General features: G+C 72.9%; 18 protein-coding genes. 14 read left to right on the plus strand and 4 right to left on the minus strand.

Annotated features, from left to right (window positions below; all coding sequences use genetic code 11):
• Positions 1–102 precede the first annotated feature (102 nt).
• The 3 genes from AB0P17_RS18295 (at position 103) to moeZ (ending at position 3,212) form a co-directional block, all read left to right on the plus strand.
• On the plus strand, positions 103–1,083 hold the full coding sequence (locus tag AB0P17_RS18295) for an NAD-dependent epimerase/dehydratase family protein (RefSeq protein WP_365812108.1): 981 nt from the start codon (positions 103–105) through the stop codon (positions 1,081–1,083).
• Complete coding sequence (locus AB0P17_RS18300; protein ID WP_365812110.1) at positions 1,071–1,961, plus strand: spherulation-specific family 4 protein; 891 nt, start codon at positions 1,071–1,073, stop codon at positions 1,959–1,961. The genes AB0P17_RS18295 and AB0P17_RS18300 overlap by 13 nt, the downstream gene beginning before the upstream one ends.
• A gap of 72 nt (positions 1,962–2,033) precedes the next feature.
• Positions 2,034–3,212, plus strand: a complete 1,179-nt coding sequence (gene moeZ / locus AB0P17_RS18305) for an adenylyltransferase/sulfurtransferase MoeZ (RefSeq protein WP_365812111.1) — start codon at positions 2,034–2,036, stop codon at positions 3,210–3,212.
• Between the two features lie 135 nt (positions 3,213–3,347).
• On the opposite strand, the gene AB0P17_RS18310 is transcribed toward moeZ, so the two are convergent.
• Both AB0P17_RS18310 and AB0P17_RS18315 read right to left on the minus strand, forming a co-directional pair.
• Entirely contained in the window at positions 3,348–4,958 is a 1,611-nt protein-coding gene (locus AB0P17_RS18310; RefSeq protein ID WP_365812113.1) for an alpha/beta hydrolase, read from the minus strand.
• A gap of 122 nt (positions 4,959–5,080) precedes the next feature.
• On the minus strand, positions 5,081–7,882 hold the full coding sequence (locus tag AB0P17_RS18315) for a lysylphosphatidylglycerol synthase domain-containing protein (protein WP_365812115.1): 2,802 nt from the start codon (positions 7,880–7,882) through the stop codon (positions 5,081–5,083).
• Positions 7,883–8,046: 164 nt separating this feature from the next.
• Between AB0P17_RS18315 and AB0P17_RS18320 the strand changes: the two genes are divergently transcribed.
• The 7 genes from AB0P17_RS18320 (at position 8,047) to nudC (ending at position 19,148) form a co-directional block, all read left to right on the plus strand.
• On the plus strand, positions 8,047–8,499 hold the full coding sequence (locus tag AB0P17_RS18320) for an MGMT family protein (RefSeq protein ID WP_365812116.1): 453 nt from the start codon (positions 8,047–8,049) through the stop codon (positions 8,497–8,499).
• Between the two features lie 371 nt (positions 8,500–8,870).
• Entirely contained in the window at positions 8,871–12,224 is a 3,354-nt protein-coding gene (locus AB0P17_RS18325; RefSeq protein ID WP_365812118.1) for an ATP-dependent DNA helicase, read from the plus strand.
• A 95-nt stretch (positions 12,225–12,319) separates the two neighbouring features.
• The gene (locus tag AB0P17_RS18330; protein ID WP_365812120.1) at positions 12,320–12,595 is read left to right on the plus strand and encodes a type II toxin-antitoxin system Phd/YefM family antitoxin; all 276 of its coding nucleotides are present in this window, start codon (positions 12,320–12,322) and stop codon (positions 12,593–12,595) included.
• A complete protein-coding gene (locus tag AB0P17_RS18335) occupies positions 12,592–12,843 on the plus strand; it encodes a type II toxin-antitoxin system RelE/ParE family toxin (RefSeq protein WP_365812121.1) in 252 nt (83 codons plus the stop codon). The genes AB0P17_RS18330 and AB0P17_RS18335 overlap by 4 nt, the downstream gene beginning before the upstream one ends.
• 50 nt (positions 12,844–12,893) lie before the next feature.
• The gene (locus AB0P17_RS18340; protein ID WP_365812123.1) at positions 12,894–16,712 is read left to right on the plus strand and encodes an ATP-dependent DNA helicase; all 3,819 of its coding nucleotides are present in this window, start codon (positions 12,894–12,896) and stop codon (positions 16,710–16,712) included.
• A 10-nt stretch (positions 16,713–16,722) separates the two neighbouring features.
• Positions 16,723–18,117, plus strand: a complete 1,395-nt coding sequence (locus tag AB0P17_RS18345) for a dipeptidase (RefSeq protein WP_365812126.1) — start codon at positions 16,723–16,725, stop codon at positions 18,115–18,117.
• A gap of 86 nt (positions 18,118–18,203) precedes the next feature.
• A complete protein-coding gene (gene nudC / locus AB0P17_RS18350) occupies positions 18,204–19,148 on the plus strand; it encodes an NAD(+) diphosphatase (RefSeq protein ID WP_365812128.1) in 945 nt (314 codons plus the stop codon).
• Between the two features lie 105 nt (positions 19,149–19,253).
• Here the strand turns inward: nudC and AB0P17_RS18355 are convergent, their stop codons facing one another.
• Complete coding sequence (locus tag AB0P17_RS18355) at positions 19,254–19,511, minus strand: mycoredoxin (RefSeq protein ID WP_365812130.1); 258 nt, start codon at positions 19,509–19,511, stop codon at positions 19,254–19,256.
• A gap of 210 nt (positions 19,512–19,721) precedes the next feature.
• Between AB0P17_RS18355 and AB0P17_RS18360 the strand changes: the two genes are divergently transcribed.
• From AB0P17_RS18360 to AB0P17_RS18375, 4 genes are all read left to right on the plus strand, one after another.
• Positions 19,722–21,953, plus strand: coding sequence for an ATP-dependent DNA helicase UvrD2 (locus AB0P17_RS18360; RefSeq protein ID WP_365812132.1), 2,232 nt, complete (start codon positions 19,722–19,724; stop codon positions 21,951–21,953).
• Positions 21,954–22,136: 183 nt separating this feature from the next.
• Positions 22,137–22,472, plus strand: coding sequence for a hypothetical protein (locus AB0P17_RS18365; RefSeq protein WP_365812134.1), 336 nt, complete (start codon positions 22,137–22,139; stop codon positions 22,470–22,472).
• A gap of 172 nt (positions 22,473–22,644) precedes the next feature.
• Positions 22,645–23,013 carry a WhiB family transcriptional regulator gene (locus AB0P17_RS18370; protein ID WP_365812136.1) on the plus strand — a complete coding sequence of 123 codons (369 nt, stop codon included), beginning with the start codon at positions 22,645–22,647 and terminating at the stop codon, positions 23,011–23,013.
• Entirely contained in the window at positions 23,010–23,333 is a 324-nt protein-coding gene (locus AB0P17_RS18375; RefSeq protein ID WP_365812138.1) for a hypothetical protein, read from the plus strand. The genes AB0P17_RS18370 and AB0P17_RS18375 overlap by 4 nt, the downstream gene beginning before the upstream one ends.
• A gap of 174 nt (positions 23,334–23,507) precedes the next feature.
• Here AB0P17_RS18375 and AB0P17_RS18380 read toward each other — a convergent pair whose 3' ends face one another.
• Entirely contained in the window at positions 23,508–24,971 is a 1,464-nt protein-coding gene (locus AB0P17_RS18380; RefSeq protein ID WP_365812140.1) for an AarF/ABC1/UbiB kinase family protein, read from the minus strand.
• Positions 24,972–24,995: the final 24 nt, after the last annotated feature.

The following is a 24,995-nucleotide window of genomic DNA, read 5'->3' on the forward strand; positions in this document are numbered from 1 at the left end:
ACAGAAGCCCTGTATCCAGGGACAGAAGGAGACGCACGACATGACCCGGCAATCCCCAGTACCGGCCCCCGCGACGGCCCGTCCGCGCAAAGGGGGCGCGCGATGAGGGTCCTGCTGCTCGGCGCCAACGGTTTCCTCGGCCGCTTCGTGGCCGACCGGCTGCTCGCCGACCCCGCCGTCCACCTGACCGCGCTCGGCCGCGGCGACGACGCCGACGTACGGTTCGACCTCGCCGGGGGCAGTCCCGGGGCGCTCACCCGCTTCCTGGACGCCGTCCACCCCGGAGTGGTCATCAACTGCGCCGGAGCCACCCGCGGCGGCGCCCGCGAACTCACCCGGCACAACACCGTCGCCGTCGCCACCGTCTGCGAGGCCCTGCGCCGCAGCGGCTGCGGCGCCCGGCTCGTCCAGCTCGGCTGCGCCTCCGAGTACGGCCCCTCCCCGCAGGGCTCGTCGACCGCCGAGGACGCGGTGCCCCGCCCCGGCGGCCCGTACGGCGTCTCCAAGCTCGCCGCGTCCGAGCTGGTCCTCGGCTCCGGGCTCGACGCGATCGTCCTCCGGGTCTTCTCGCCCGTCGGCCCCGGCACCCCGGCGGGCTCCCCGCTCGGCCGGCTCGCCGAGGCGATGCGCCGGGCCATGCAGTCCGGCGACGGCGAGCTGAAGCTCGGCGGCCTCGGCGTGCAGCGCGACTTCGTCGACGTACGCGATGTGGCGCGCGCCGTGCACGCCGCCTCGCTCTCCGCAGCCCAGGGCATCGTCAACATCGGCACCGGCCGCGCCGTGAAGCTCAGGGACGCCGCCGCCGTACTCGCGCGGGTCGCCGGGTTCGCCGGCGCCCTCAACGAACTCGACCTGCCCCAGGGCCCGGCCGGACTGCGCCCCGGGCACCCCACCATCGGCGCCCCCCGCGCCGAGACGGTGGCCGAGCACCTGGGGGCCGGACCGTTCCCGTACCCCGACGGCTGCGGCGCCTGGCAGCAGGCCGACGTACGGACCGCGCGCGACCGGCTCGGCTGGCGTCCCCGGATCAATCTGGAGGAATCCCTCGCCGACATCTGGATGGAGGCGGCATGTCGTATCTGACCCCCCGGCACGCGCACCCTCCCCCCGGCGTTCAGGGGCCGCCCGCGGCCCGGACGGCCCGGCTCGGTCTCGGCGCCCCCGGCTACGCGCACCCCCTGGTCGCACCCGTCGAGTGGGCCGAGCTGACCCGCCCCTCCACCCCGCTGCACTGGGCCGTCCTCAACGTCGCGAACGGCCCCGGCGACCGCCCCGACCCGCACTGCCTCGACGCCGCGGGGCGGCTCACCAACGCGCGGCTCCGCGTCCTCGGCCATCTGGACCTGGCGTACGGGGGCCGCCCCATGGCGGAGATCGTCGCCGACGCCCGGCACTTCCTCGGCTGGTACCGGGTCGGCGGCTTCTACCTCGGCCGCTGCCCGGCGGGGCGGGCGGAGCTGCCCTGGGTACGGCGGACGACCGCGGCCCTGGAGGCGCTGCTCGACGGGGCCCCCGACAGCGCGCGGGACGGCGGCTACATCGTCCTCGGGCACGGGATCCATCCGCACCCCGGATACCTGGACGCCGCCGACCAGTCGGTGACCTTCTCCGGGCCGTGGACCGACTACCGCTGGTCGCAGGCGCCGGCGTGGACCGCGGAGTACCCGCCGGAGCGCTTCGTCCATCTCGTCCACGGGGTGCCGCGCGGCCATCTCGACGAGGCGCTGCGCGTCGCCCGCTGGCAGGGCGCCGGGACGGTCTTCTTCACGGACTCGCTCCCTGCCCGTACGGACATCCCTGCAGGGAAGGGACTCCCCGACCCAACGGGACTCCCGGACTCACTGCGACTCCCGGACTCAATGGGACTCCCGGGCCGAACGGGGGAGAACACGCCTTTCGAGACATTGCCCGGCTTCTGGGACGAATTCGTCTCGCGACTCGGACTGTGTGTCTTGGAATGAGGAAGGCCGTGGCAGTGTTACAGGGAGAACAACCTTACTGAATGACCGGCCAACCCCTTAGTTGAGGTCCCTGTGTCGCTGCCACCCTTGGTCGAGCCCGCTGCCGAGCTCACCGTCGACGAGGTCCGCAGGTACTCCCGTCATCTCATCATCCCGGATGTCGGGATGGACGGGCAGAAGCGGCTGAAGAACGCGAAGGTGCTCTGTGTGGGTGCCGGAGGTCTCGGTTCCCCCGCCCTGATGTATCTGGCCGCGGCCGGTGTCGGCACTCTCGGCATCGTGGAGTTCGACGAGGTCGATGAGTCGAACCTCCAGCGTCAGATCATTCACAGCCAGTCCGACATCGGCCGCTCCAAGGCCGCGTCGGCCCGTGACTCCGTTCTCGGCATCAACCCCTATGTGAACGTGATCCTTCACGAAGAGCGGCTTGAGGCCGAGAACGTGATGGAGATCTTCTCGCAGTACGACCTGATCGTGGACGGCACCGACAACTTCGCCACCCGCTATCTGGTCAACGACGCCTGCGTGCTGCTGAACAAGCCGTACGTATGGGGTTCGATCTACCGCTTCGACGGCCAGGCCAGCGTCTTCTGGTCCGAGCACGGCCCCTGCTACCGCTGCCTCTACCCCGAGCCCCCGCCGCCCGGCATGGTCCCCTCCTGCGCCGAGGGCGGCGTGCTGGGCGTGCTCTGCGCGTCCATCGGCTCCATCCAGGTCACCGAGGCGATCAAGGTCCTGGCGGGCGTCGGCGACCCGCTGGTCGGCCGGCTGATGATCTACGACGCCCTGGAGATGCAGTACCGCCAGGTCAAGGTCCGCAAGGACCCCGACTGCGCGGTCTGCGGCGCGAACCCGACCGTCACCGAACTCATCGACTACGAGGCGTTCTGCGGCGTCGTCTCCGAGGAGGCGCAGGAGGCGGCGGCCGGCTCGACGATCACTCCCAAGCAGCTCAAGGAGTGGATCGACGAGAAGGAGAACATCGAGATCATCGATGTCCGGGAGCCGAACGAGTACGAGATCGTCTCGATCCCCGGCGCCAAGCTGATCCCGAAGAACGAGTTCCTGATGGGCACCGCCCTGGCGACCCTCCCGCAGGACAAGAAGATCGTCCTGCACTGCAAGACCGGCGTCCGCAGCGCGGAGGTCCTCGCGGTGCTCAAGTCCGCGGGCTTCTCGGACGCGGTCCACGTCGGCGGCGGGGTCATCGGCTGGGTCAACCAGATCGAGCCGGAGAAGCCGGTCTACTAGGTCCCCCGGGTCTCGCAGACCACGTCCGGGACATCGTCCGGGACATCGTCGGGGACATCCGGCATGTCCGGTAAACATCCGGAGAGGGGCCGGACCGCGCGTCACGCGCGGTCCGGCCCCTCTCCGGCGCTCCGCCTACTTGCAGACGGTGCCCGCCGCCGGCACCTTCCCGTCCAGCAGATAGCTGTTCACCGCGCTCTGCACGCACCGGTCGCCGCTGTCGTACGAGCCGTGCCCCTGCCCGTGGTACGTCAGCTCGACCCCGACGCCCTTGCCCAGCGCCGTCGCCATCGCCCTCGCGCCCGCGTACGGCGTCGCCGGGTCACCGGTGTTGCCGACGACCAGGATCGGCGCCGAGCCGGGCGCGCTCACGTCCGGCGTACGCCACTGCCCTTTCACCGGCCACCGGGAGCAGCTCATCAGCCCCCAGCCCAGGTAGTCCCCGAAGACGGGCGACGCCTTGCGGAAGGTCGGAAGCCTCTCCTTGGTCTGCGCCAGGGTGTAGCGCTCCCTGGAGTCCGCGCAGTTGACGGCCACATTGGCGGCCTGGAGGTTGCTGTACTGACCGTTCTGGTCGCGCCCGTTCAGCGAGTCGGAGAGCGCGAGCAGCAGTGCGCCGTTGCCGCCGTCCGCCTCGTCGAGGCCCTGCTCCAGATAGGGCCAGAAGTCCTTCGAGTAGAGCGCCTGCGCCACCCCGTTGGTGGCCTGCGTCCCGGTCAGCTTCCGGGCGCCGATCCCCGGGATGGGATGCTTCTCGATCCGGTTGAGCAGATCGATGATGAACGACTGGATCTCCTTCGGCGTCGAGCCGGGCAGCCGGCAGGCGGCGCCGCGCGCCAGGCAGTCCTTCTCGAAGTTGTCGAGGGCGAGCTGGAACCCCTTCGCCTGGCCGAGCGAGCTCTGCTCGGAGTTCTGCGTCGGGTCGACGACGGCGTCGAAGACCGCCCGGCCGACGGACTTCGGGTACAGGTGGGCGTAGACGCCGCCCAGTTCGGTGCCGTACGAGATCCCGAAGTAGTACAGCTTCTTGTCGCCGAGGACCTGCCGCATCAGCTCCATGTCACGCGCGGCGTTGGTCGTACCGACGTACGGGAGGATCCTGCCGGAGTGCTTCTCGCAGGCCGCCGCGAAGTCGGTGAGCCCCTTCGTGAAGGTCTTCTCCTGGGCGGGTGTGGTGGGCGTGGCGTCCTGGGCGAAGTACGCGTCGAGCTGCCTGGCGTTCTGGCACCGGACGCCGTCGCTGAGGCCGACCCCGCGCGGGTCGAAGCTCACCAGGTCGTAGCGGGAGCGCAGCTTCTCGTAGTCCTTGGCGAAGGCCGGCAGCCCGGTGATGCCGGAGCCGCCGGGGCCGCCGAAGTTGAAGATGAGCGAGCCGATCCGGTGCTTGGTGTCCCGCGCCTTGGCCCGGATGAGGGCGAGGTCGATCGTGGCGCCGCCCGGTTTCGCGTAGTCGAGCGGCGCCTTCATCGTGGCGCACTGCCACCGCGTGCCGCCGGGCAGCGGCGAGGGTGCCGTACCGCCGCCCTCGGAGGCCGACGGGGCCCGGCACGCCTTCCACCGCAGATGCTGGGTGGCCAGGCCGCCGGGGCTGCTCGCGGCCCGGGCGTTCCCGCCGGTCCCGAGGGCGGCGTCCGTGGCGTCCGCCCGGTCGGAGCCCGGGGTGGTGGAGCATCCGGAGGCGGCCAGCAGGGCGACGGCGGTGACGGCGGCGAGGGCCGCGGACCGCCGTTCGGGGGAGAGGGGCATGGACCCATCGTGCGCCGGGTCGGCCCGCGCCGCGCGGGGCCGCGGTCCATGCGGGTGGCGGCGGCCGGACGGCCGCGGAGCCGCTCCCGGCGCGGACGGCCGGCCGCCGTGCGGTGCCGCTCCTACAGGGCGCCCTTGCGCGTGAGGTGGCTGAAGCTCAGCCACCCGGGCAGCACGGGCAGCCAGAGCGTCAGCAGCCGGTAGAGCAGCACCGCGGGCGCCGCCACCTCCTTGGGCAGGCCGACCGCGATCAGACCCAGCGTCAGCGCGCCCTCGACCGCGCCGACCCCGCCCGGGGTGGGCGCCGCCGAGCCCAGCGCGTTGCCCGCCAGGAAGACCACGGCGATGCTCGCGTAGCTGAGCTGCTGGTTGCCGTTGTCGAACGCCCGGATCGAGGCGTCCAGGCACATCACGAACACGCCCGTCAGCAGCAGCATCCCGCCGATGCCGGTGAGCAGCTTCAGCGGCCGCTGGAGCACGTCCAGCATGCGCGGCACCACCCCGGCGAACAGTGAGCGCAGCCGCGTCGCCACGAACTTCCGCAGGAACGGGATGGCGGTCACGACCAGGACCAGCACGGCGACGGTCAGCAGCCCCGCGATCACCGTCCTGGACGGGGTGAGCGACGCGGTTTTCTCCGTGCCGGTCAGATAACCGAAGGAGAGGAGCAGCAGGATGTGCGCGCCGAGCCCGAAGAGCTGGGACGCGCCGACGCTCGCCACCGCGAGCCCCGGCCGTACCCCCGCGCGCTGGAGGAAGCGGGTGTTCAGGGCGACCCCGCCGACCGCCGCCGGGGCGACGACCTTGACGAAGGAGCCGGCGACCTGCGCCACGACCGTCCGCCCGAACGGCACCCGCTCCGGTACGAAGCCGAGCAGGCTCATCGCCGCCGCCACATAGCTCAGCGCCGAGAACACCAGCGCCGCGAGCACCCAACCCCAGTGCGCGTCGCTGACGACGGTGGCGAAGTCCACCTGGGTGAGCTGCGTCAGCAGGAAGTATCCGGCGACGGCCCCGGCGATGAAGCTGAGGAGTGTCCGCGGTTTGATCCGCTCCAGCTGGACCGGTTCGACCGGCGCCTGCGGCCTGATCAGCAGCACCTGCTGCCGCATCTGGGAGAGCAGATCCTCCTCGCGGGCCTCGTCCAGCGCGTCGTCTATGGCCCGCTTCTCGGCCTGTTTCTCGGCGCGCAGGGACTTCCGTACGGCCTTGCGGTCGCCGCCCCTGTCGAGGGCGGCCACCTCCGCCGCCTTGGCGCGCTTGGTCCGCTCGGAGGCCGCGAGGACCGCCTCGCGTTCGCGCTGCGAGCGCTCGCGGGCGAGCCTGCGCAGCGTCGCGCGGGAAGAACGGCTCAGCGCGATCGGCTGGAGCAGCGGCAGACAGTCGGCGATCGCGTCCGGTCCCAGCACCTCGACCGCCGCGGCGACGGAGCGCTCCGCGCCCACCCGCAGCCCCATGGTGGTGAGCATCTGCGCGGTGTCCATCCGCAGCACCAGATCGCCCGCCGCGATCTCGCCGCCGCGCAGCTCCGTCAGGATCACCTTGCCGGAACGATCCACCAGCAGGGCGTCGCCGGTGAGCCTGCGGTGCGCGATACGCCGCGACTGGAGTGCCTTGACCTGCCGCCAGGCCTCCCGTACCAGCTCGTCGGTGATCTCCTCGTCCGGCAGCGAGTCCAGCGACCGGCCGCCCAGGTGCTCGTAGACGAGCATGACGGCGTCGGGGCCCAGCTCGGAGGTGGCGATCAGTTTGGGCGCGTTGGCCCCGGCGGCGATGGCCGCGTACGCGAGCAGCGCCTCCTGTTCGAGGGCCTGGCGCAGGGAGGGGATGGATCTGCGGGTGGTGATGGAGCGCAGCGTGAGCTGGCGCCAGGCCCGGTAGAAGAAGCCCTGCGCCTGCTGTTCGCGGTCGACGACGGTGACGTCGAGGGGCGGGCCGTCCTCCAGGGTGACCAGATAGCGCCGCCCCCGGTCGCCCTGTTCGGTCGCGTCGGCGGCGTCCTCGGCGCGCATCGCGTTGACGGGGCGGAAGCCGACGTGGCGCAGACCCGCCATCAGGGTCTGCCCGGTCGGCCGTACGTTGGGCGAACCGACCGCGTAGAGCGTGCCGTACGCGACGGTCCAGCCGATCAGCACGGTCAGCATGATCGAGAACGGTGTGGTGTACCCGGCGACCAGCATCGCGAAGGCGTCGAGCAGCAGCACCACCCACAGGACCACCCGCCAGCGTGGTCTTCGGGCCATGCCCACGGCGGTCATGTAGGCGATGACGGGGGCGAGGTAGCCGTGGACGGGGTCGGTGGAACCGGCGCCGAGCTGGGGCCGCGTCAGGGCGTCCGTGATCGACTCGGGCGCGGCCCTGGCGACCCAGAGGTCGGTGGCGAGGGTGACGCCGTGCGCCAGTACGGCGGCGAGGACTCCGTCCGCGATGCGCAGCCCGTCCCGTTTGATCAGCCGCTCGATCGCGAAGGCGACCGGGACGAGCAGCACGGCGATGCTGGAGACCAGCCCGGCCAGCTTGACGATCAGGTCGGGGGCCTGGCCGGTGCCCTTGCTGATGTCCTGTTCCAGGCCGGAGGTGGTGCCGTGGGCGAAGGCGGAGAGGCCGAGGACGAGGGCGATGGCCAGCACACCGATGAGCAGCCGCAGCAGATCGGAGGGGCGGTGGACGCGGGCGGCGAGCAGCGGTTCGTCACCGGAGACGCGGTCGGCCCGGGTGGCACCGCCGTCGGTGTCGTCGCTGTTGCTGTCGCTGTCGCTGTCGCTGTCGCCGTCGCGGCCGGTGCCGGGGGCGGCGTCCGGGCCGTCGTCCGGGCCGGTGTCCGGGCCCGTGTGCTGATCGCTCTCCGGGCCGGAGGACGAGGGCCCACCGGCCTCCGGGCGCGGCTCAGCGCCGGAGGTGTGTGCCGCCGCGGGATGCCGCACGGCCCCCTCCTCTGCCGAATCCGTCTCTTCTTGATCTCGTATCACCAGTCACCGCCCGGATGATGGTGGCACGAGCATCCGACAGAGGGGGGCATCAGGGTGCAATGCGGGGGCATCCGGCGCGCGGGTCCGGGGCGCCGCCGATGTCGGTGGCGTGCGGCAGGATGGTCCGGATGAGGAGCGAGGAACCCGAGGACCCCACGGCACCCGACGGGTCGGTCCCGCCCGACCTGCCCGGACCGACCGGCCCCCCGGGGCTGCCGGAGTACGCGGAGCGGGTGCTGGACGTCGCCGAGCTGATCCCACCCGGCCGGGTGATGACGTACGGCGATGTCGCGGAGTGGCTCGGCGACGGCGGGCCGCGCCAGGTGGGCCGGGCGATGGCGCTCTACGGCTCCGCGGTGCCCTGGTGGCGCGTGGTCCGGTCCGACGGCGTGCTGCTGCCCGGGCACGAACTGCGCGCCCTGGCCCACTACCGCGAGGAGGGCACCCCGCTGCGCGAGGCCGCGCGGAGCGCCGAGGGCCATGTGCCGCGCCTGGACATGAGGCGGGCGCGCTGGGACGGCGAGGGCGGCGCGGGGCCGGGCACGGACACGGGCGATGTGACTCACAGATGACAGCTTCCGCCATCGGACCGCGCGGCGGGCGATCCGGCGTCCGGCCCGCCCGCCGTACGGATGACTCCACCGGCTCCACGGCCCACGGGGGAGCGCCGCGCCACGGGGCGGAAGCGGCGCCCGCCGCGGAAGCGGCACCGGAGCGCGCGACGGAAGCCACACCGGAGCGTGCGCGTCCGGGCCGTCCGACGGCGTAGCGTCGACGGGACGCGCCCGCGGCGTCCCCGGCGTTCCGTACGCTCCATGGGTCGCCGGCGTACGCGGCGTTCTCGGCGTACGCGGCGTTCTCGGCGTACGCGGCGTTCTCGGCGTTCTGCGCACCCAGGCCAGCCCCGTCACCACCAGCACTTCCTCCAGGACCGGCGAACCACGTGAGCTCCTCCTCTTCCACCGGACGTACCCCGCACCGCCGGGTACGGCAGCGGCCCCCCGGCGGGTACCGGCTGCTGCGTACGCCGCCCGTGCCGGTGACCCCTCCTGTGCTGGACGCAGCGCAGCGCGCCGTGGTTGACCACCGGAGCGGGCCACTCCTGGTGCTGGCGGGCCCCGGCACCGGCAAGACGACGACGCTGGTGGAGTCGGTGGCCGAGCGCGTCGCCCGGGGCACCGCCCCCGAACGGATCCTGGTGCTCACCTTCAGCCGCAAGGCGGCGGTGGAACTGCGGGATCGTACGGCGGTACGGCTCGGCGGCACCAGGGGCCCGCAGGCGACCACCTTCCATTCGTTCAGCTACGCCCTGATCCGCGCGCACCAGGAGGCCGAACTCTTCACGGAGCCGCTGCGGCTGCTCTCCGGTCCCGAGCAGGACGTCGCCGTACGGGACCTCCTCGCCGGCGAGATCGAGCTGGCCCGCGCCGGCCGGGGGCGCGTCCGCTGGCCCGACGAACTGCGCGCCTGCCTGACCACGCGGGGCTTCGCCGACGAGGTCCGCGCGGTGCTCGCGCGCAGCCGCGAACTGGGCCTCGGCCCTCGCTCGCTGGCCGCCTTCGCGCGCCGTACGGGCCGCCCCGACTGGTCGGCCGCCGCGCACTTCCTCGCCGAGTACCTGGACGTCCTGGACATGCAGGGGGTGCTCGACTACGCGGAACTGGTGCACCGCGCGGACCTGCTCGCCCGGCGCCCGGAGGTCGCGGAGAAGCTGCGGGCGCGGTACGACGCGGTGTTCGTCGACGAGTACCAGGACACCGACCCGGCGCAGGTACGGCTGCTGGACGCACTGGCCGGCGGGGGGCGCACGCTGGTCGCCTTCGGCGACCCGGACCAGTCGATCTACGCCTTCCGCGGCGCCGACGTGAACGGCATCCTCGACTTTCCGCACGCCTTCCCCCGCACGGACGGCACCCCGGCGCCGGTCGAGGTCCTGACCACCTCCCGCCGCTCGGGCGCCGGCCTGCTGGCGGCCACCCGGCTGCTGACGCGCCGTATGCCGCTGAACCGGCTGCCGGCGGAGAAGGTACGGGCCCACCGTGAGCTGGCGGCGGTACGGGAGGGCGGGCGGATCGAGACGTACACCTTCCCGACCCCGTCGACGGAACTGGACAACATCGCCGACATCCTGCGCCGCGCGCATCTGGAGGACGGCGTGCCCTGGCAGGACATGGCGGTCCTGGTCCGTGCGGGAGGCCGCACGATCCCCTCGATCCGCCGCGCCCTGACCTCGGCGGGCGTGCCCCTGGAGGTCGACGGCGACGACGTACCACTGCGCCACGAACCGGCCGTCGCCCCCCTGCTGACGGCGCTGCGGGCGGTGGCGACGGCGTCGATCACTCCGCCGGAGGAGCCCCCCGAGCCCGGAGCGGAGCCCGCGCCCGCCCCCGAGCCGGAACCCACCCCCATCGCTGAGCCCGCCACCTGGCTCGACGTGGAGACCGCGCTCGCCCTCCTCGCCTCGCCCCTCGGCGGCATGGACGCCGCCGATCTGCGCCGCCTCGGCCGGGCCCTGCGCGACGAGGAACGGGCCGGCGGGACCCGGATCCCGGCCGCCTCCGACGTGCTGCTCGCCCGCGCGCTCGCCGAGCCCGAGCGGCTGGTGGCGCACGACCCCGCGTACGCCCGGGGCGCACAGCGGCTCGGCGCGCTGCTGCGCAAGGCGCGCGAGCTGCTGGCCGGCGGCGGCACCGCGGAGGAAGCGCTCTGGGAGCTGTGGGACGGCACGCCCTGGCCCACGCGGCTCGAACGCTCCGCCCTGCGCGGCGGCGCCGGCGGCCGTAACGCCGACCGCGATCTCGACGCCGTGTGCGCCCTGTTCGACGCCGCGGCCCGCGCCGAGGAACGCACCGGCGGCCGGGGCGCGCTCAACTTCCTGGAGGAACTGGACGCCCAGGACATCGCCGCCGACACGCTCAGCCGCCGCGCCGTACGTCCCGACGCCGTGCGGCTGATGACGGCGCACCGCGCCAAGGGGCTCGAATGGGGCCTGGTGGTCGTCGCGGGCGTCCAGGAGGGCCTCTGGCCCGATCTGCGGCGCCGGGGCTCGCTCCTGGAAGCCGACCGGATCGGCCGCGACGGGCTCGCGGAACCGCTCACTCCGGGCGCCCTGCTGACGGAGGAGCGCCGGCTGTTCTACGTGGCGGCCACCCGGGCGCGCGACCGGCTCGTCGTCACCGCGGTCAAGGCCCCCGCCGACGACGGCGACCAGCCCTCCCGCTTCCTCACCGAACTGGGCGTCGAGCCCAGGGACGTCACCGGCCGCCCGCGCCGCCCGCTCGCCGTCGCCGCGCTCGTCGCCGAACTGCGCGCGACCACCGTCGACCCGGCCGCCTCCCCGGGCCTGCGCGACGCCGCGGCACGCCGCCTCGCCCGGCTCGCGGCCCTCAGCGACGAGGAGGGCCAGGCGCTCGTCCCGGCCGCCCATCCGCACCGCTGGTGGGGCCTGTACGAGCCGACCCGCAGCGCGGTCCCGCTGCGCGACCGGGACCAGCCCGTCGCGCTCTCCGGGAGCGCCCTGGACCAACTGGCGAACACCTGCGCCCTCCAGTGGTTCCTGGGCCGCGAGGTGAAGGCGGACGCGCCCGCCACCGCCGCCCAGGGGTTCGGCAACGTCGTCCATGTGCTGGCCGACGAGGTGGCCTCCGGCCGTACCCCCGCCGATCTCGCCGTTCTCATGGAGCGGCTGGACTCCGTATGGGACGCCCTCGCCTTCGACGCCCCGTGGAAGTCCCAGCAGGAGAAGGAGCAGGCGCGGGCGGCGCTCGAACGCTTTCTGCGCTGGCACGTCACGGACCGCGGCGGCCGCACCCCCGCCGCCACCGAGCACGGCTTCGACGTGACACTGGAGGCGGGCGCCTACGAGGTACGGATCCGGGGCTCCATGGACCGCGTCGAACAGGACGCACAGGGGCGGGCCTATGTCGTCGACTTCAAGACCGGCAAACAGGCCCCCTCCAAGGACGAGGTCGCCCACCACCCCCAGCTCGCCGTCTACCAGCTCGCGGTCCGCGAAGGCGCCCTGGACGAGGTCTTCGACGGCCACCGCCCCGAACCGGGCGGCGCCGAACTCGTCCAGCTCCGCCAGCCCGCGCCGAAGAAGGAAGGCGGCGACGCGCTCCCCAGGATCCAGGCACAGGAACCGCTCACGGGGGAGTGGGTCGGCGAACTGCTCACCACGGCGGCCGGCCGCGTACTCGACGAACGCTTCACCCCCACCACGGGCCAGCACTGCGGCCACTGCGCCTTCCGTGCCTCGTGCAGCGCGCAGCCGGAGGGCCGCCAGGTCGTGGAATAGGGCACCAGTGCGAGTGGTGACCTGTATAGGTGGCTGTCCGTTAATTCGCCCCGATCGTCGCGCAGTACTCATCGGCGACTGTGTACGGTTCCGGCATGGACACATATCCCCTTGTCGAAGCCCGTAATCAGCTCGGACAGCTTGTGGGCCGGGTGCGGCACGGCCATGAGCAGATCCTGATCAGCGAATACGGTCGGCCTGCGGCGGCTCTGGTGCCGATAGAGGAACTGGAAGAACTTCGCCGCCTGAGGGACGAGGCCGACATCGCGGAGGCCGAGGCCCGCAGGGCTGCGCCGACCGGGCCGACGATTACGCATGACGAGTTCATGGCCCAGTTGGATGCCGAGGATGCGCGGGCGGCCGCATCATGACCCATGCCATGGTGTGGGAGCACCAAGCCACGACCGAGTTCCGCCGATTACGGCACCTTGATCCCATCGGTGCGAAGAACTGCGCTGTAGCTGTACGCGCTCTGGCAGACGACCCGCGCCCGGCCGAGGCCCGGGCGCTTGGCGGTTCGGGGTACTGGCGACTGCCGGTGGGGGACCGGCGTGTGCTCTACCGGCTGGAGGGCGAGACCGTCACCATCGTCGTCACCAAGGGCGGCCGCGCGCGCTGATCGGACACGCCCCCCGTCCGCTGTCAGTGGTGCCGGATAGCCTTCCTGAGGTGTCCGTGCATCTCACCGATCCCGAGCAGCTCAAGGAGCTGCTGGGCATCCCCTTCACCCCGGAGCAGATGGCGTGCGTCACCGCGCCGCCCGCCCCGCAGGTCATCGTGGCCGGGGCCGGGTCGGGGAAGACGACGGTGATGGCCGCCCGGGTGGTGTGGCTGGTCGGCAGCGGGCAGGTCGCGCCCGAGCAGGTCCTCGGGCTCACGTTCACCAACAAAGCGGCGGGCGAGCTGGCCGAGCGCGTCCGCAAGGCGCTGGTGCGGGCCGGCGTCACCGACCCCGACGCCCTCCCCACGGTCCCCGGCGGCGCCGACGCCGACCACGCACCCGGCGAGCCGCGCATCTCCACGTACCACGCCTTCGCCGGCCGGCTGCTCACCGACCACGGGCTGCGCATAGGACTTGAGCCCACCGCCCGGCTCCTCGCCGACGCCACCCGCTTCCAGCTCGCCGCCCGCGTCCTGCGGGAGGCGCCGGGACCGTACCCGGCCCTGACCAAGACGCTCCCGGCCCTGGTCAGCGATCTGCTCGCCCTCGACGCCGAACTGGCCGAACACCTCGTCACCCCCGGCCGCCTCGGCTCGTACGACACCGACCTGCTGCGCACCCTCGACGGCGCGCGGCTCTCCAACGCCGACCTGCGCAAGGTTCCCGAGACGGCCGTCGCCCGCCGTGAGCTGCTCGACCTCGTCGGCCGCTACCGCGCCGCCAAGCGCGCCCGCGACCTCCTCGACTTCGGCGACCAGATCGCCCTCTCCGCCGAACTCGCCACCACCCGCCCCGAGGTCGGCGCCCTGCTGAGGGACGAGTTCCGGGTCGTCCTCCTCGACGAGTACCAGGACACGTCCGTCGCCCAGCGGCTCCTGCTCTCCGGACTCTTCGGCGGCGGCACCGGACACGCCGTCACCGCCGTCGGCGACCCCTGCCAGGCGATCTACGGCTGGCGTGGCGCCTCCGTGGCCAACCTCGACGACTTCCCGGCCCACTTCCCGGCCGCCGACGGCACCCCCGCCGCCCGCTTCTCCCTCAGCGAGAACCGCCGCAGCGGCGGCCGGCTCCTCGACCTCGCCAACGGCCTCGCGGAACCGCTGCGCGCCATGCACGAAGGCGTCGAGGCGCTGCGCCCCGCCCCCGGCGCCGAGCGCGACGGCTCCGTACGCTGCGCCCTGCTCCCGACGCACGCCGAGGAGATCGAGTGGCTCGCCGACTCCCTCGCCCATCTCGTCCGCACCGGCAAGGAGCCCGGCGAGATCGCCGTGCTCTGCCGTACGGCGGGAGACTTCCCGGAGATCCAGGGCGCGCTGGTGGCCCGTGACATCCCCGTCGAGGTCGTCGGCCTGTCGGGGCTCCTGCACCTCCCCGAGGTGGCCGATCTCGTCGCCATGTGCGAGGTCCTCCAGGATCCCGGCGCCAACGCCTCCCTCGTACGCCTCCTCACCGGCCCCCGCTGGCGCATCGGCCCGCGCGACCTGGCGCTGCTCGGCCGCCGCGCCCGGCTGCTCGTCCACCGCGGCCCGGCGGAGGGCGAGCCGGACGACACCGAGGCGCGGCTGGCCGCGGCCGTCGAGGGCACCGACCCGGCCGAGGTGATCTCCCTCGCGGACGCCCTCGACACCTTCCTGGAACCGGCCGGGGCCCCGGCGGACCATCTGCCCTTCTCCGCCGCCGCCCGGGTCCGCTTCGCCCGCCTCGCCACCGAACTGCGCGAGCTGCGCCGCTCCCTGGCCGACCCGCTGATGGACGTGCTGCACCGCGTCCTCGCCACGACCGGCCTCGAAGTCGAACTCTCCGCGTCCCCGCACGCCCTGGCCGCCCGCCGCCGGGAGACCCTGGGCAACTTCCTCGACATCGCGGCCTCCTTCGCCGCGCTCGACGGCGAGGCCGGGCTGCTCGCCTTCCTGGCGTTCCTCCGCACGGCGGTGCAGTACGAGAAGGGCCTGGACCACGCGCTTCCGGGCGGTGAGAACACGGTCAAGGTGCTCACCGCGCACAAGTCCAAGGGCCTGGAGTGGGATGTCGTCGCGGTCCCCGGGCTGGTCACCGGACAGTTCCCCAACACCAAGGCCCGCGAGGCCTGGACCGCCCAGCCGAAGGTCCTGCCGCACGCGCTGCGCGGGGACGCGCCGACCCTCCCCGAGGTCGCGTCCTGGGACGCGAGGGGACTCAAGTCCTTCAAGGAGGAGCTGAAGGCACACCAGCACACCGAGGAACTCCGCCTCGGCTACGTCACCTTCACCCGCCCGCGCTCCCTGCTGCTCGGCTCGGGCCACTGGTGGGGCCCCACCCAGAAGCGGACGAGGGGCCCGTCGGACTTCCTGCACGCGTTGTACGAGCACTGCGCGGCGGGGCACGGTGAGATCGAGGCATGGGCGGACGAGCCGGAGGAGTCCGAGGAGAACCCGTCCCTGGCGGACGGGACCACCCCGCACCCCTGGCCGCTGCCCCTGGACGCGGAGTCCCTGGTCCGCCGCCGGGAGGCCGCGGACACGGTCCTGGCCCACCTGGAGGAACTCCGGGGCCAGGAGTCAGGGGCGGCGAACGCCCCGCGGGAGCCGGGAGCCCCGGGCGCCCGGGAGGGCGCGGATGAGCTGGACGACCCCGATGACCCCGATGACCGCGACGATCCGGACGGTCCGGATGACCCGGACGACCCCGACGACCCGGAATTCTGGAACGGCCTCTTCGACTCCGCTGATCCCGGCGACCACTCCGACCCCACCGGCGACGCGGGCGATCCGGGCGGCCCGGGTGACCCGGGCGATCCGGTCCGGTCCGCTCCGCCGGCTCCGTCCGACGAGGATCCCTGGGACGCCCCGGACCCCTGGGAGGACTATCCGGAGGACGACCCCTGGGAGGACCACCCCGGCCCCCGGGAGACCGCGCCCCCGCCCTTCCTCCCGGCCCCCCGGTCGCCGGTTCCCGGGCGGGGCGGGGCGGGGGAGGGACCGACCCCCGAAGAGGCCCGTACCCTCGCCTCCTGGGACCGCGACCTCGACGCCCTCGCGGGCGAACTCGCCCGGGCCCGCGCCACCGTCCGCGACGTCCCCGTACCGCCGTCCCTCTCCGCCTCCCAGCTGCTGCGCCTCGCCGCCGATCCCGACGCCTTCGCCCACGAACTGGCGCGGCCCATGCCCCGGCCCCCGCAGCCCGCCGCGCGCCGGGGCACCCGGTTCCACGCCTGGGTGGAGTCGCGGTTCGAGGAGCTGCCGCTCCCGATGCTCGGCCCCGACGAGCTGCCCGGCGGCGCCGAGGACGAACCCGAGATCGCCGACGAACGCGACCTCGCCGCCCTCAAGGAGGCGTTCGAGCGCACCCCGTACGCCCGACGCACGCCGTACCGGGTGGAGGCGCCGTTCCATCTCACCCTCGCGGGCCGGATGATCCGCGGCCGTATCGACGCCGTCTACCGTCACCCCGCGGACACGGACGCGTCCGCGCCGGACACGGACGCGCCAGTGCAGGGCCCCGACGCGTCCGCGCAGGGCGCCGACGCCGAGCCGTACACGTACGAGATCGTCGACTGGAAGACCGGCCGCACCGGCGGCGACCCCCTCCAGCTCGCCGTCTACCGCCTCGCCTGGGCCGAGCAGCACGGGCTCCCGCCCGAGGCCGTGTCGGCCGCGTTCCTCTACGTACGGAGCGGCGAGGTCGTCCGCCCCGGCCGGCTCCCGGGCCGCGCGGAGCTGGAACGGATCCTCACCGCGGACGCCCCGTACGACGCGGACGGCGGCCGCGGCGGCGATGAGGGCCCCGGCAGCCTCACGGACGAGCGATCTTCGCGACAGGCAGACGAGACAGCCCGCCGGGCCCGTTAGGCTCGACGTCATGAGCGACATGCCGGACAGCGTCGTCCGTACGTACATCCAGACCCACCGCACGGCCTTCCTCGACGACCTCGCCGACTGGCTGCGCATCCCTTCCGTCTCCGCCGACCCCGAACACGACGCTGACGTGCGGCGCAGTGCCGACTGGCTCGCCGCCAAGCTCAAGGAGACCGGCTTCCCGGTCACCGAGATCTGGGACACCCCGGGCGCCCCCGCCGTCTTCGCCGAGTGGCCCTCCGAGGACCCGGACGCCCCGACCGTGCTGGTCTACGGCCACCACGACGTGCAGCCCGCCGCCGTCGAGGACGGCTGGGACACCGACCCCTTCGAGCCGGTCGTACGGGACGGCAGGATGTACGGGCGGGGCGCCGCCGACGACAAGGGGCAGGTGTTCTTCCACACGCTCGGCGTGCGCGCCCATCTCGCCGCCACCGGACGCACCACCCCGGCGGTCCACCTGAAGCTCCTCGTCGAGGGCGAGGAGGAGTCGGGCTCCCCGCACTTCCGCGCCCTCACCGAGCAGCGTGCCGCGCGTCTCGCCGCCGATGTGGTGATCGTCTCGGACACCGGCATGTGGTCCGAGGACACCCCGACCGTCTGCACCGGCATGCGGGGCCTCGCCGACTGCGAGATCGAGCTGTACGGCCCCGACCAGGACATCCACTCCGGCTCCTTCGGCGGGGCGGTCCCCAACCCGGCCACGATCGCGGCCCGCCTCGTCGGTGCGCTGCACGACGAGGACGAACGCGTCACGGTTCCCGGCTTCTACGACGGCGTCGCCGACCTCACCGACGCCGAGCGCGCCCTCATCGCCGAGCTGCCCTTCGACGAGGCGGAGTGGCTCCGTACGGCCGCGTCCCACGGCACCCTCGGCGAGACCGGCCACTCCACCCTGGAGCGCGTCTGGGCCCGCCCCACCGCCGAGGTCAACGGCATCGGCGGCGGGTACCAAGGCCCCGGCGGCAAGACGATCATCCCGTCCTCGGCCCACCTGAAGCTCTCGTTCCGACTGGTCGCCGGGCAGGACCCCGACCAGGTGGAGCGGGCCGTGCGGGCCTGGGCCGAGGCGAGGATCCCGGCCGGGATCCGGCACAAGATCAGCTTCGGCGCGGCCACGCGCCCCTGTCTGACCCCGCTGGACCACCCCGCGCTCCGGTCGGTGGTCCGGGCCATGACCCGTGCCTTCGGGCAGAAGATCCGCTTCACCCGCGAGGGCGGCTCGGGACCGGCCGCCGATCTCCAGGACGTGCTGGGCGCACCCGTACTGTTCCTGGGTATCTCCGTGCCGTCCGACGGCTGGCACGCACCCAACGAGAAGGTCGAGATCGACCTGCTCCTCAAGGGTGTGGAGACCACCGCCTACCTGTGGGGCGAGCTCGCGGCCACCCCGCGCTGACCCCGCGCCCGCCACTCCGCCGACGACTCCACCGACCACTCCGCTGACCAGACACCCACACCGCCCCGGGGGAGTAGAAAGAACCAGTGAGCACCATCAGCAGTGACGCCACCGCACACCAGCCCATCGGCCTGACCGCGCACAGCGGCGTCGACCGCGCGGCGCACCACCGTCTCGACGAGGCATGGCTTGCGGCGGCCTGGAGCCACCCGACGACCAGGGTCTTCGTGGTGTCCGGCGGCCAGGTGCTGATCGACGACACCCCTGACGGGCGGACCGAACTGGTCATGACCCCGTCCTTCGAGGCTCCCCTCACCGAGACCCACCGCTACTTCCTCGGCACGGACGGGGACGGCGTACGCTACTTCGCGCTCCAGAAGGACTCGCTCCCCGGGCGGATGGACCAGTCCGCGCGCGCCGCGGGGCTGCGTGAGGCGGGCGTGCTGCTCTCCGCGCGTGACGCGGGTCTCATGGTGCACGCCGTGGCGCTGGAGAACTGGCAGCGGTTGCACCGCTTCTGCTCCCGCTGCGGCGAGCGTACGGTCATCGCGGCGGCCGGCCACATCCGCCGCTGCCCGGCGTGCGGGGCCGAGCACTACCCGCGTACCGACCCCGCGGTGATCATGCTGGTGACGGACGAGGACGACCGCGCGCTGCTGGGCCGACAGGTCCACTGGCCCGAGGGCCGGTTCTCCACGCTCGCCGGCTTCGTCGAGCCCGGCGAGTCGATCGAGCAGTCGGTGGCCCGTGAGGTCTTCGAGGAGGCGGGCGTCACGGTCGGCGAGGTCGAGTACATCGCCAGCCAGCCGTGGCCCTTCCCGTCCAGCCTGATGCTGGGCTTCATGGCCCGCGCCACCTCGTCGCAGATCACCGTGGACGGCGAGGAGATCGAGGAGGCGCGCTGGTTCTCCCGCGAGGACCTGCGCACCGCGATCGAGACGGGCGAGATCCTGCCCCCGCTCGGCATCTCCATCGCCGCGCGCCTGGTGGAACTGTGGTACGGCAAGCCCCTGCCGAAGCCGCTGAACTGACCACGTCGGCACGGCGATATCCGCCCCACCGGAGTCGGCATCCCGCACAGCAGAGACCCCCGGCCGCCGTTCACGAGGCGACCGGGGGCCGTTGCGGTGCGAGGATCAGGCGCTGAGGGCCTGCTTCACCTGGGCGAGGCTCGGGTTGGTCATCACGACCTCGGCGCCCCCGCCGACGGGGACCACCTGCACCGTCGGCACGGTCTGGTTGCCACCGTTCGCCTTCTCGACGAAGGCCGCCGACTCCGGGTCGTGCTCGATGTTGATCTCCGTGTACGCGATGCCCTCGCGGTCCATCTGGCCCTTGAGCCGACGGCAGTATCCGCACCACGTGGTGCTGTACATCGTCACAGTGCCCGGCATGGTCTCTCGCACTCCTCTGTCTCGCTGGATGCGTCGTCCGTCGTACCGGTACGGCGCCCGCAGAGTGCTGAACGTAACCGATCCGGCGGCCATTCCCGAGGCCGGTATCGCGGCCGGTATCGCGGGCGGATGATCTGATCGGTACGACCGGTGCGGCACCCCTGTGGACAACCACCGCACCCGCCCCGGGGGACCTGGCAGCATGGCGGGGTGACAGCAGCAACGCACTCCTCACTGTTCCCGCGGGAATCCGCCGGCGGCCAGATCGTGGCTCCGCCGCGTGACGCCGACGCCGTGCTCGACGGGCTCGACCCCGAGCAGCGCGAGGTCGCGACGGCCCTGCACGGCCCGGTGTGCGTGCTGGCGGGGGCCGGCACGGGCAAGACGCGCGCGATCACCCACCGGATCGCGTACGGGGTGCGCGCGGGGATACTCCAGCCCGCCAGCGTGCTCGCCGTCACGTTCACCAACCGCGCCGCGGGCGAGATGCGCGGGCGGCTGCGGCAGCTCGGCGCGGGCGGCGTGCAGGCCCGGACGTTCCACGCGGCGGCGCTGCGTCAGCTCCAGTTCTTCTGGCCCAAGGCCGTCGGCGGCTCGCTGCCGCGGCTGCTCGACCGCAAGGTCCAGCTCGTCGCGGAGGCCGCCGCGCGCTGCCGGGTCCGGCTCGACCGTAACGAACTGCGCGATGTCACCGGCGAGATCGAGTGGGCGAAGGTCACCCAGACCGTGCCCGCGGACTACCCGGCGGCCGTCGCCAAGTCCCACCGCGACGCCCCGCGCGACGCGGCCGAGATCGGCCAGATCTACGGGATGTACGAGCAGCTCAAGCGCGAGCGCTCGGTGATCGACTTCGAGGACGTCCTGCTCCTCACGGTGGGCGTCCTCCAGGACCGCCACGACATCGCGGACCAGGTCCGCCGCCAGTACCAGCACTTCGTGGTGGACGAGTACCAGGACGTGAGCCCGCTCCAGCAGCGGCTGCTCGACCTGTGGCTGGGCGACCGGGACGACCTCTGTGTGGTGGGGGACGCCAGCCAGACGATCTACTCCTTCACCGGCGCCACCCCCGACCATCTGCTGAACTTCCGCACCCGGCACCCGGGCGCCACCGTGGTCAAGCTGGTCCGCGACTACCGCTCCACGCCGCAGGTCGTCCATCTCGCCAACGGCCTGCTGGGCCAGGCGCGCGGCCGCGCCGCCGAGCACCGCCTGGAGCTGATCTCGCAGCGCGACCCGGGCCCCGAGCCGGTCTGTACGGAGTACGCGGACGAACCCGCCGAGGCCGAGGGCACCGCCCGCCGGATCCGCGATCTGATCGCCGCGGGAGTCCCGGCCGGTGAGATCGCGGTGCTGTACCGCATCAACGCGCAGTCGGAGGTGTACGAACAGGCGCTCGCCGACGCGGGCGTGCCGTACCAGCTCCGGGGCGCCGAGCGGTTCTTCGAGCGCCAGGAGGTCCGGGAGGCGGGCGCGGCCCTGCGCGGCGCCGCGCGCTTCGGGGGGAACGACGCGCTGCTGGACGATGTGGTGGAGCTGCCCTCGCAGGTGCGGGCCGTGCTCTCCACCAAGGGCTGGACCACCGAGCCGCCGGCCGGGTCCGGCGCGGTCCGGGACCGCTGGGAGTCGCTGGCCGCGCTCGTCCGGCTCGCCGAGGACTTCGTACGGGCCAAGCCGTCGGCGACGCTCGCCGACCTCGTCACCGAACTGGACGAACGAGCCGCCGCCCAGCACGCGCCCACCGTGCAGGGCGTCACCCTCGCCTCGCTGCACGCGGCGAAGGGCCTGGAGTGGGACGCGGTGTTCCTGGTCGGCCTCACCGAAGGGATGATGCCGATCACCTACGCCAAGACGGACGAGCAGATCGAGGAGGAGCGCCGGCTGCTCTATGTGGGGGTCACCCGTGCGCGGCTCCACCTCACCCTCTCCTGGTCCCTCTCGCGCTCTCCGGGCGGCCGGGCCTCCCGGCGGGTGACCCGCTTCCTGAACGGGCTGCGGCCGGGCTCCACGGCCCCCGGAGCCCGCGCCGCGGGGCCGGGAGCGGGTGGCTCCGTCGAGCGCGGCGGAGCCACCGCCGAGGCGCCGACCGGTGCCACTCGGCGCAAGCGGCGGGGCCCGGCCCGCTGCCGGGTGTGCGGCAGGACCCTCACGGACGCCGGCGAGATGAAGCTGATGCGCTGCGAGGAGTGCCCCTCCGACATGGACGAGGGGCTGTACGAGCGGCTGCGGGACTGGCGCGCAGGTCAGGCCCGGCGGATCGGTCAGCCCGCGTACTGCGTGTTCACCGACAAGACGCTGATGGCGATCGCGGAGGCCGTGCCCGGCAGCGCGGGAGAGCTGACCGGTATCCCGGGCGTCGGGATCCGCAAGCTGGATCGCTTCGGAGCCGATGTGCTGGCCATCTGCGCAGGTGAGGAAGGTGTGGGCGAGGACGGCGACGACTGAGCCAAACTCGTCGAAAAAATAGTTTGCGCCCGCGCGGGGAATCCCCATAGGTTCTTAACCACGGAACGGCGGGCTTCTCCGAAGCCCGGTCCCCGTGCTCTACTTGTTAAGCAGTACATGTCCACACATACGTGTGACAGATCTTCGGACCTGTCCTTGAGACGCCGAGAGGAGGCGATTCCAGTGATCAGCATCGACTTCAGCTTCATCAGCACCGTCAAAATGACCGATCGTCCGGTCGCTTCCGCCTGCTCGCTCGGCCTCTCCCGCACCGAACTCATCGCCAGTGGTCTGTCCGGCGCCTCCGCCGCCAAGCCCGCCGGTCTCTCGGGTCTGCCGACCCGTGAGCGGTCCGTCGTGGTCCGCGATGAGCGACCGGCCAAGGCACTGGAAGCAGGAGTAGCAGCGGCAGCAGGCAATGCCTATGCCTTTGCGGCGACCGGTGCCGAAACGAAGCAGCAGACGCATCACCTGATGTGGGCCTTCCGTGGGCTCGAACCCTGGAGTGATCCAGCCTGATCGACGATCAGGCCGGCGCCTTCAGGGCCGCGGAACCCCACCCGGGATCCGCGGCCCTTCTGTTTGTCCCGAACGGGACAGCCGGAGCGAAGGGGCCTCGGGACACGCACCACCCGGTACCAGCCGACAACTGGCCGACCAGGCCGGACCGACCAGACGAGGAACGAAACCCGTGCAACTCGAAGCGCACGCCCCGTCCGTACCGCCTTCCGAATCGATCTCCCCGCCCGTCCCCACGGAGGACTCCACCTTGACCCCGCTGACCGCGCTCACCGCGCTCGACGACGCCATCGAGAACCTCGGCGTACCCGTTCCCTGCCGTGCCTACGACCCGGAGGTCTTCTTCGCCGAGTCCCCGGCCGACGTCGAGTACGCCAAGGCGCTCTGCGGCACCTGCCCGCTGATCGAGGCCTGCCTCGCCGGCGCGAAGGAGCGGCGTGAGCCGTGGGGTGTCTGGGGTGGCGAACTCTTCGTCCAGGGGGTCGTCGTGGCGCGCAAGCGGCCGCGTGGCCGTCCGCGCAAGAACCCGGTCACGGCATGAACGCCGCCGGAACGATCGACCGTCCCTTCACGCACGATCCCCAGAAGCAGGCCCCGATGACCTCTTCCCTGAGCGAGCCGTCCGGCTCCGCCACCCCCGTTGTTTCCACCATGGGCGCGAACGACTCGCGTCAGAACAGGACCCGCGAGATGCAACTCATCCCAGAAGCCCTGGCTCGCGCGCATATGAACGAGCGCCTGCGCGAGGCCAACGCGGAACGCCGGGCCGTGCGCCTGGTCGCCGCGAGGCGCATGCAGCGCCGTGCCGAGCGCGTGTCCATGCGCGCGCGCCGCGCGCTGGCCATGGCCGTCATGCAGTAACACGGCCTCACCAGGCCATGGGCGTCAGCCACCACCCACGCACCGCGGGGGCCGGTCCCTCGGGACCGGCCCCCGCGGTGCGTTGTCCTGCGCCGGTATGCCCGGCGGGGTAGTCGTCGTGCGCCGAGCAGACTCGACCTCCACCCGGCCCGCTGATGACACGCGCGAGGCCGCTCAGGCCCCCGCGTCCACCGCCGCCCCGGCGGCCCCGGCGGCCTTGGCCGTCTTCACCTCGTCGACAGCATCCGCGCCAGGCGCGCCCTCCGCCGCATCCGCTGCCTCCTGCTCCGGCAGGAACCCGGGCAGCCACTCCTCCAACTCGTCCCTGAGCCGTACCGCCGCGTCGAGCTGGCAGAGCACCCCGATCGTGCTCAGCGTGACGCGGTGGATCAGCAGATACGACGGCGGCAGATTGAGCTGCTTGCCCAACTGGTGGGCGGGCGACCGCGGATCGGCGATCCTCGCCGCCTGCGTACGGATCCAGCTGCGGGTGAAGGCGAACTCCTCCACCGCGGCCGGCTCGATGATCGGCAGCAGATACTCCAGCACGGCGTCCGGGGCGAGATCGATGGACTCCTTGACGAACCCCTCCTCGCGCAGCCGGTCGTACACCGCCTCGGCGTCGCCCGCCAACGCCAGCCGCAGCGCCTCACCTATGATGTCGGGCAGCCCGCCCGGGAGCCGGTCCACCGTCCCGAAGTCCAGCACCCCCAGCCGGTACGCGCCCTCCCGATTCCCGTCCGGTGCCTCCCCGCCCTCCGCGGGCGGCAGCAGCCGGAAGTTCCCGGGATGCGGGTCCGCGTGCAGCAGCCCCGTGCGCGCCGGCCCCGAGAAGAGGAACCGCGCCAGGAGCTGCCCCGCCCGGTCCTGCTGCTCGGGTGTGCCGTCCGCGATCACCTCCGACAGCGGAACCCCGTCGATCCACTCGCTCACCAGCACCTGCTCGCCCTGGTGCACCACCTCGGGCACGACCACGTCCGGATCGTCCGCGAACTCCGCCGCGTGCGCCCGCTGGGCCTCCGCCTCCAGCGCGTAGTCCAGCTCCTCGGAGACCCGGTCACGCAACTCGGCGATCAGCGGCTTGATGTCCATCCCCGGGATCAGCGGCCCCAGCAGCACCGCGAACCGACTGAGCTGCGTCAGATCGGAGAGCAGCGCCTCCCCGGCCCCCGGATACTGCAGCTTCACCGCGACCTGGCGTCCGTCGTGCCACACCGCCCGGTGCACCTGGCCGATCGACGCGGCGGCCGAGGGCTTCTCCTCGAACTCCAGGAACAGGTCACGCCACTCCTCGCCCAGCCGCTCCGCCAGCACCGCGTGCACCGTGCGCGTGGGCATCGGCGGCGCCGCCTCCTGGAGCTTGGTGAGCGCCGCCCGGTAGGGCCCGGCGATCTCCTCGGGCAGCGCCGACTCGAAGACCGACAGGGCCTGCCCGAACTTCATCGCGCCGCCCTTCAGCTCCCCGAGCACCTTGAAGAGCTGGTCCGCCGTGCGCTGTTGGAGCTCCCGGGTGACGATCTCGGCCGACTTGCCGCCGATCCGTTTGCCCAGCCCCCATGTGGCCCGGCCCGCGAAGCCCAGTGGCAGCGTGGCCAGCTTCGCGGTGCGGGTGACCGCCTTCCGGGGAAGATCAGACATGAAGCCCCTCCTAATCCCAGACAG

It is taken from the genome of Streptomyces sp. NPDC088124 (assembly GCF_040685895.1).
Taxonomy (GTDB): Bacteria; Actinomycetota; Actinomycetes; order Streptomycetales; family Streptomycetaceae; genus Streptomyces.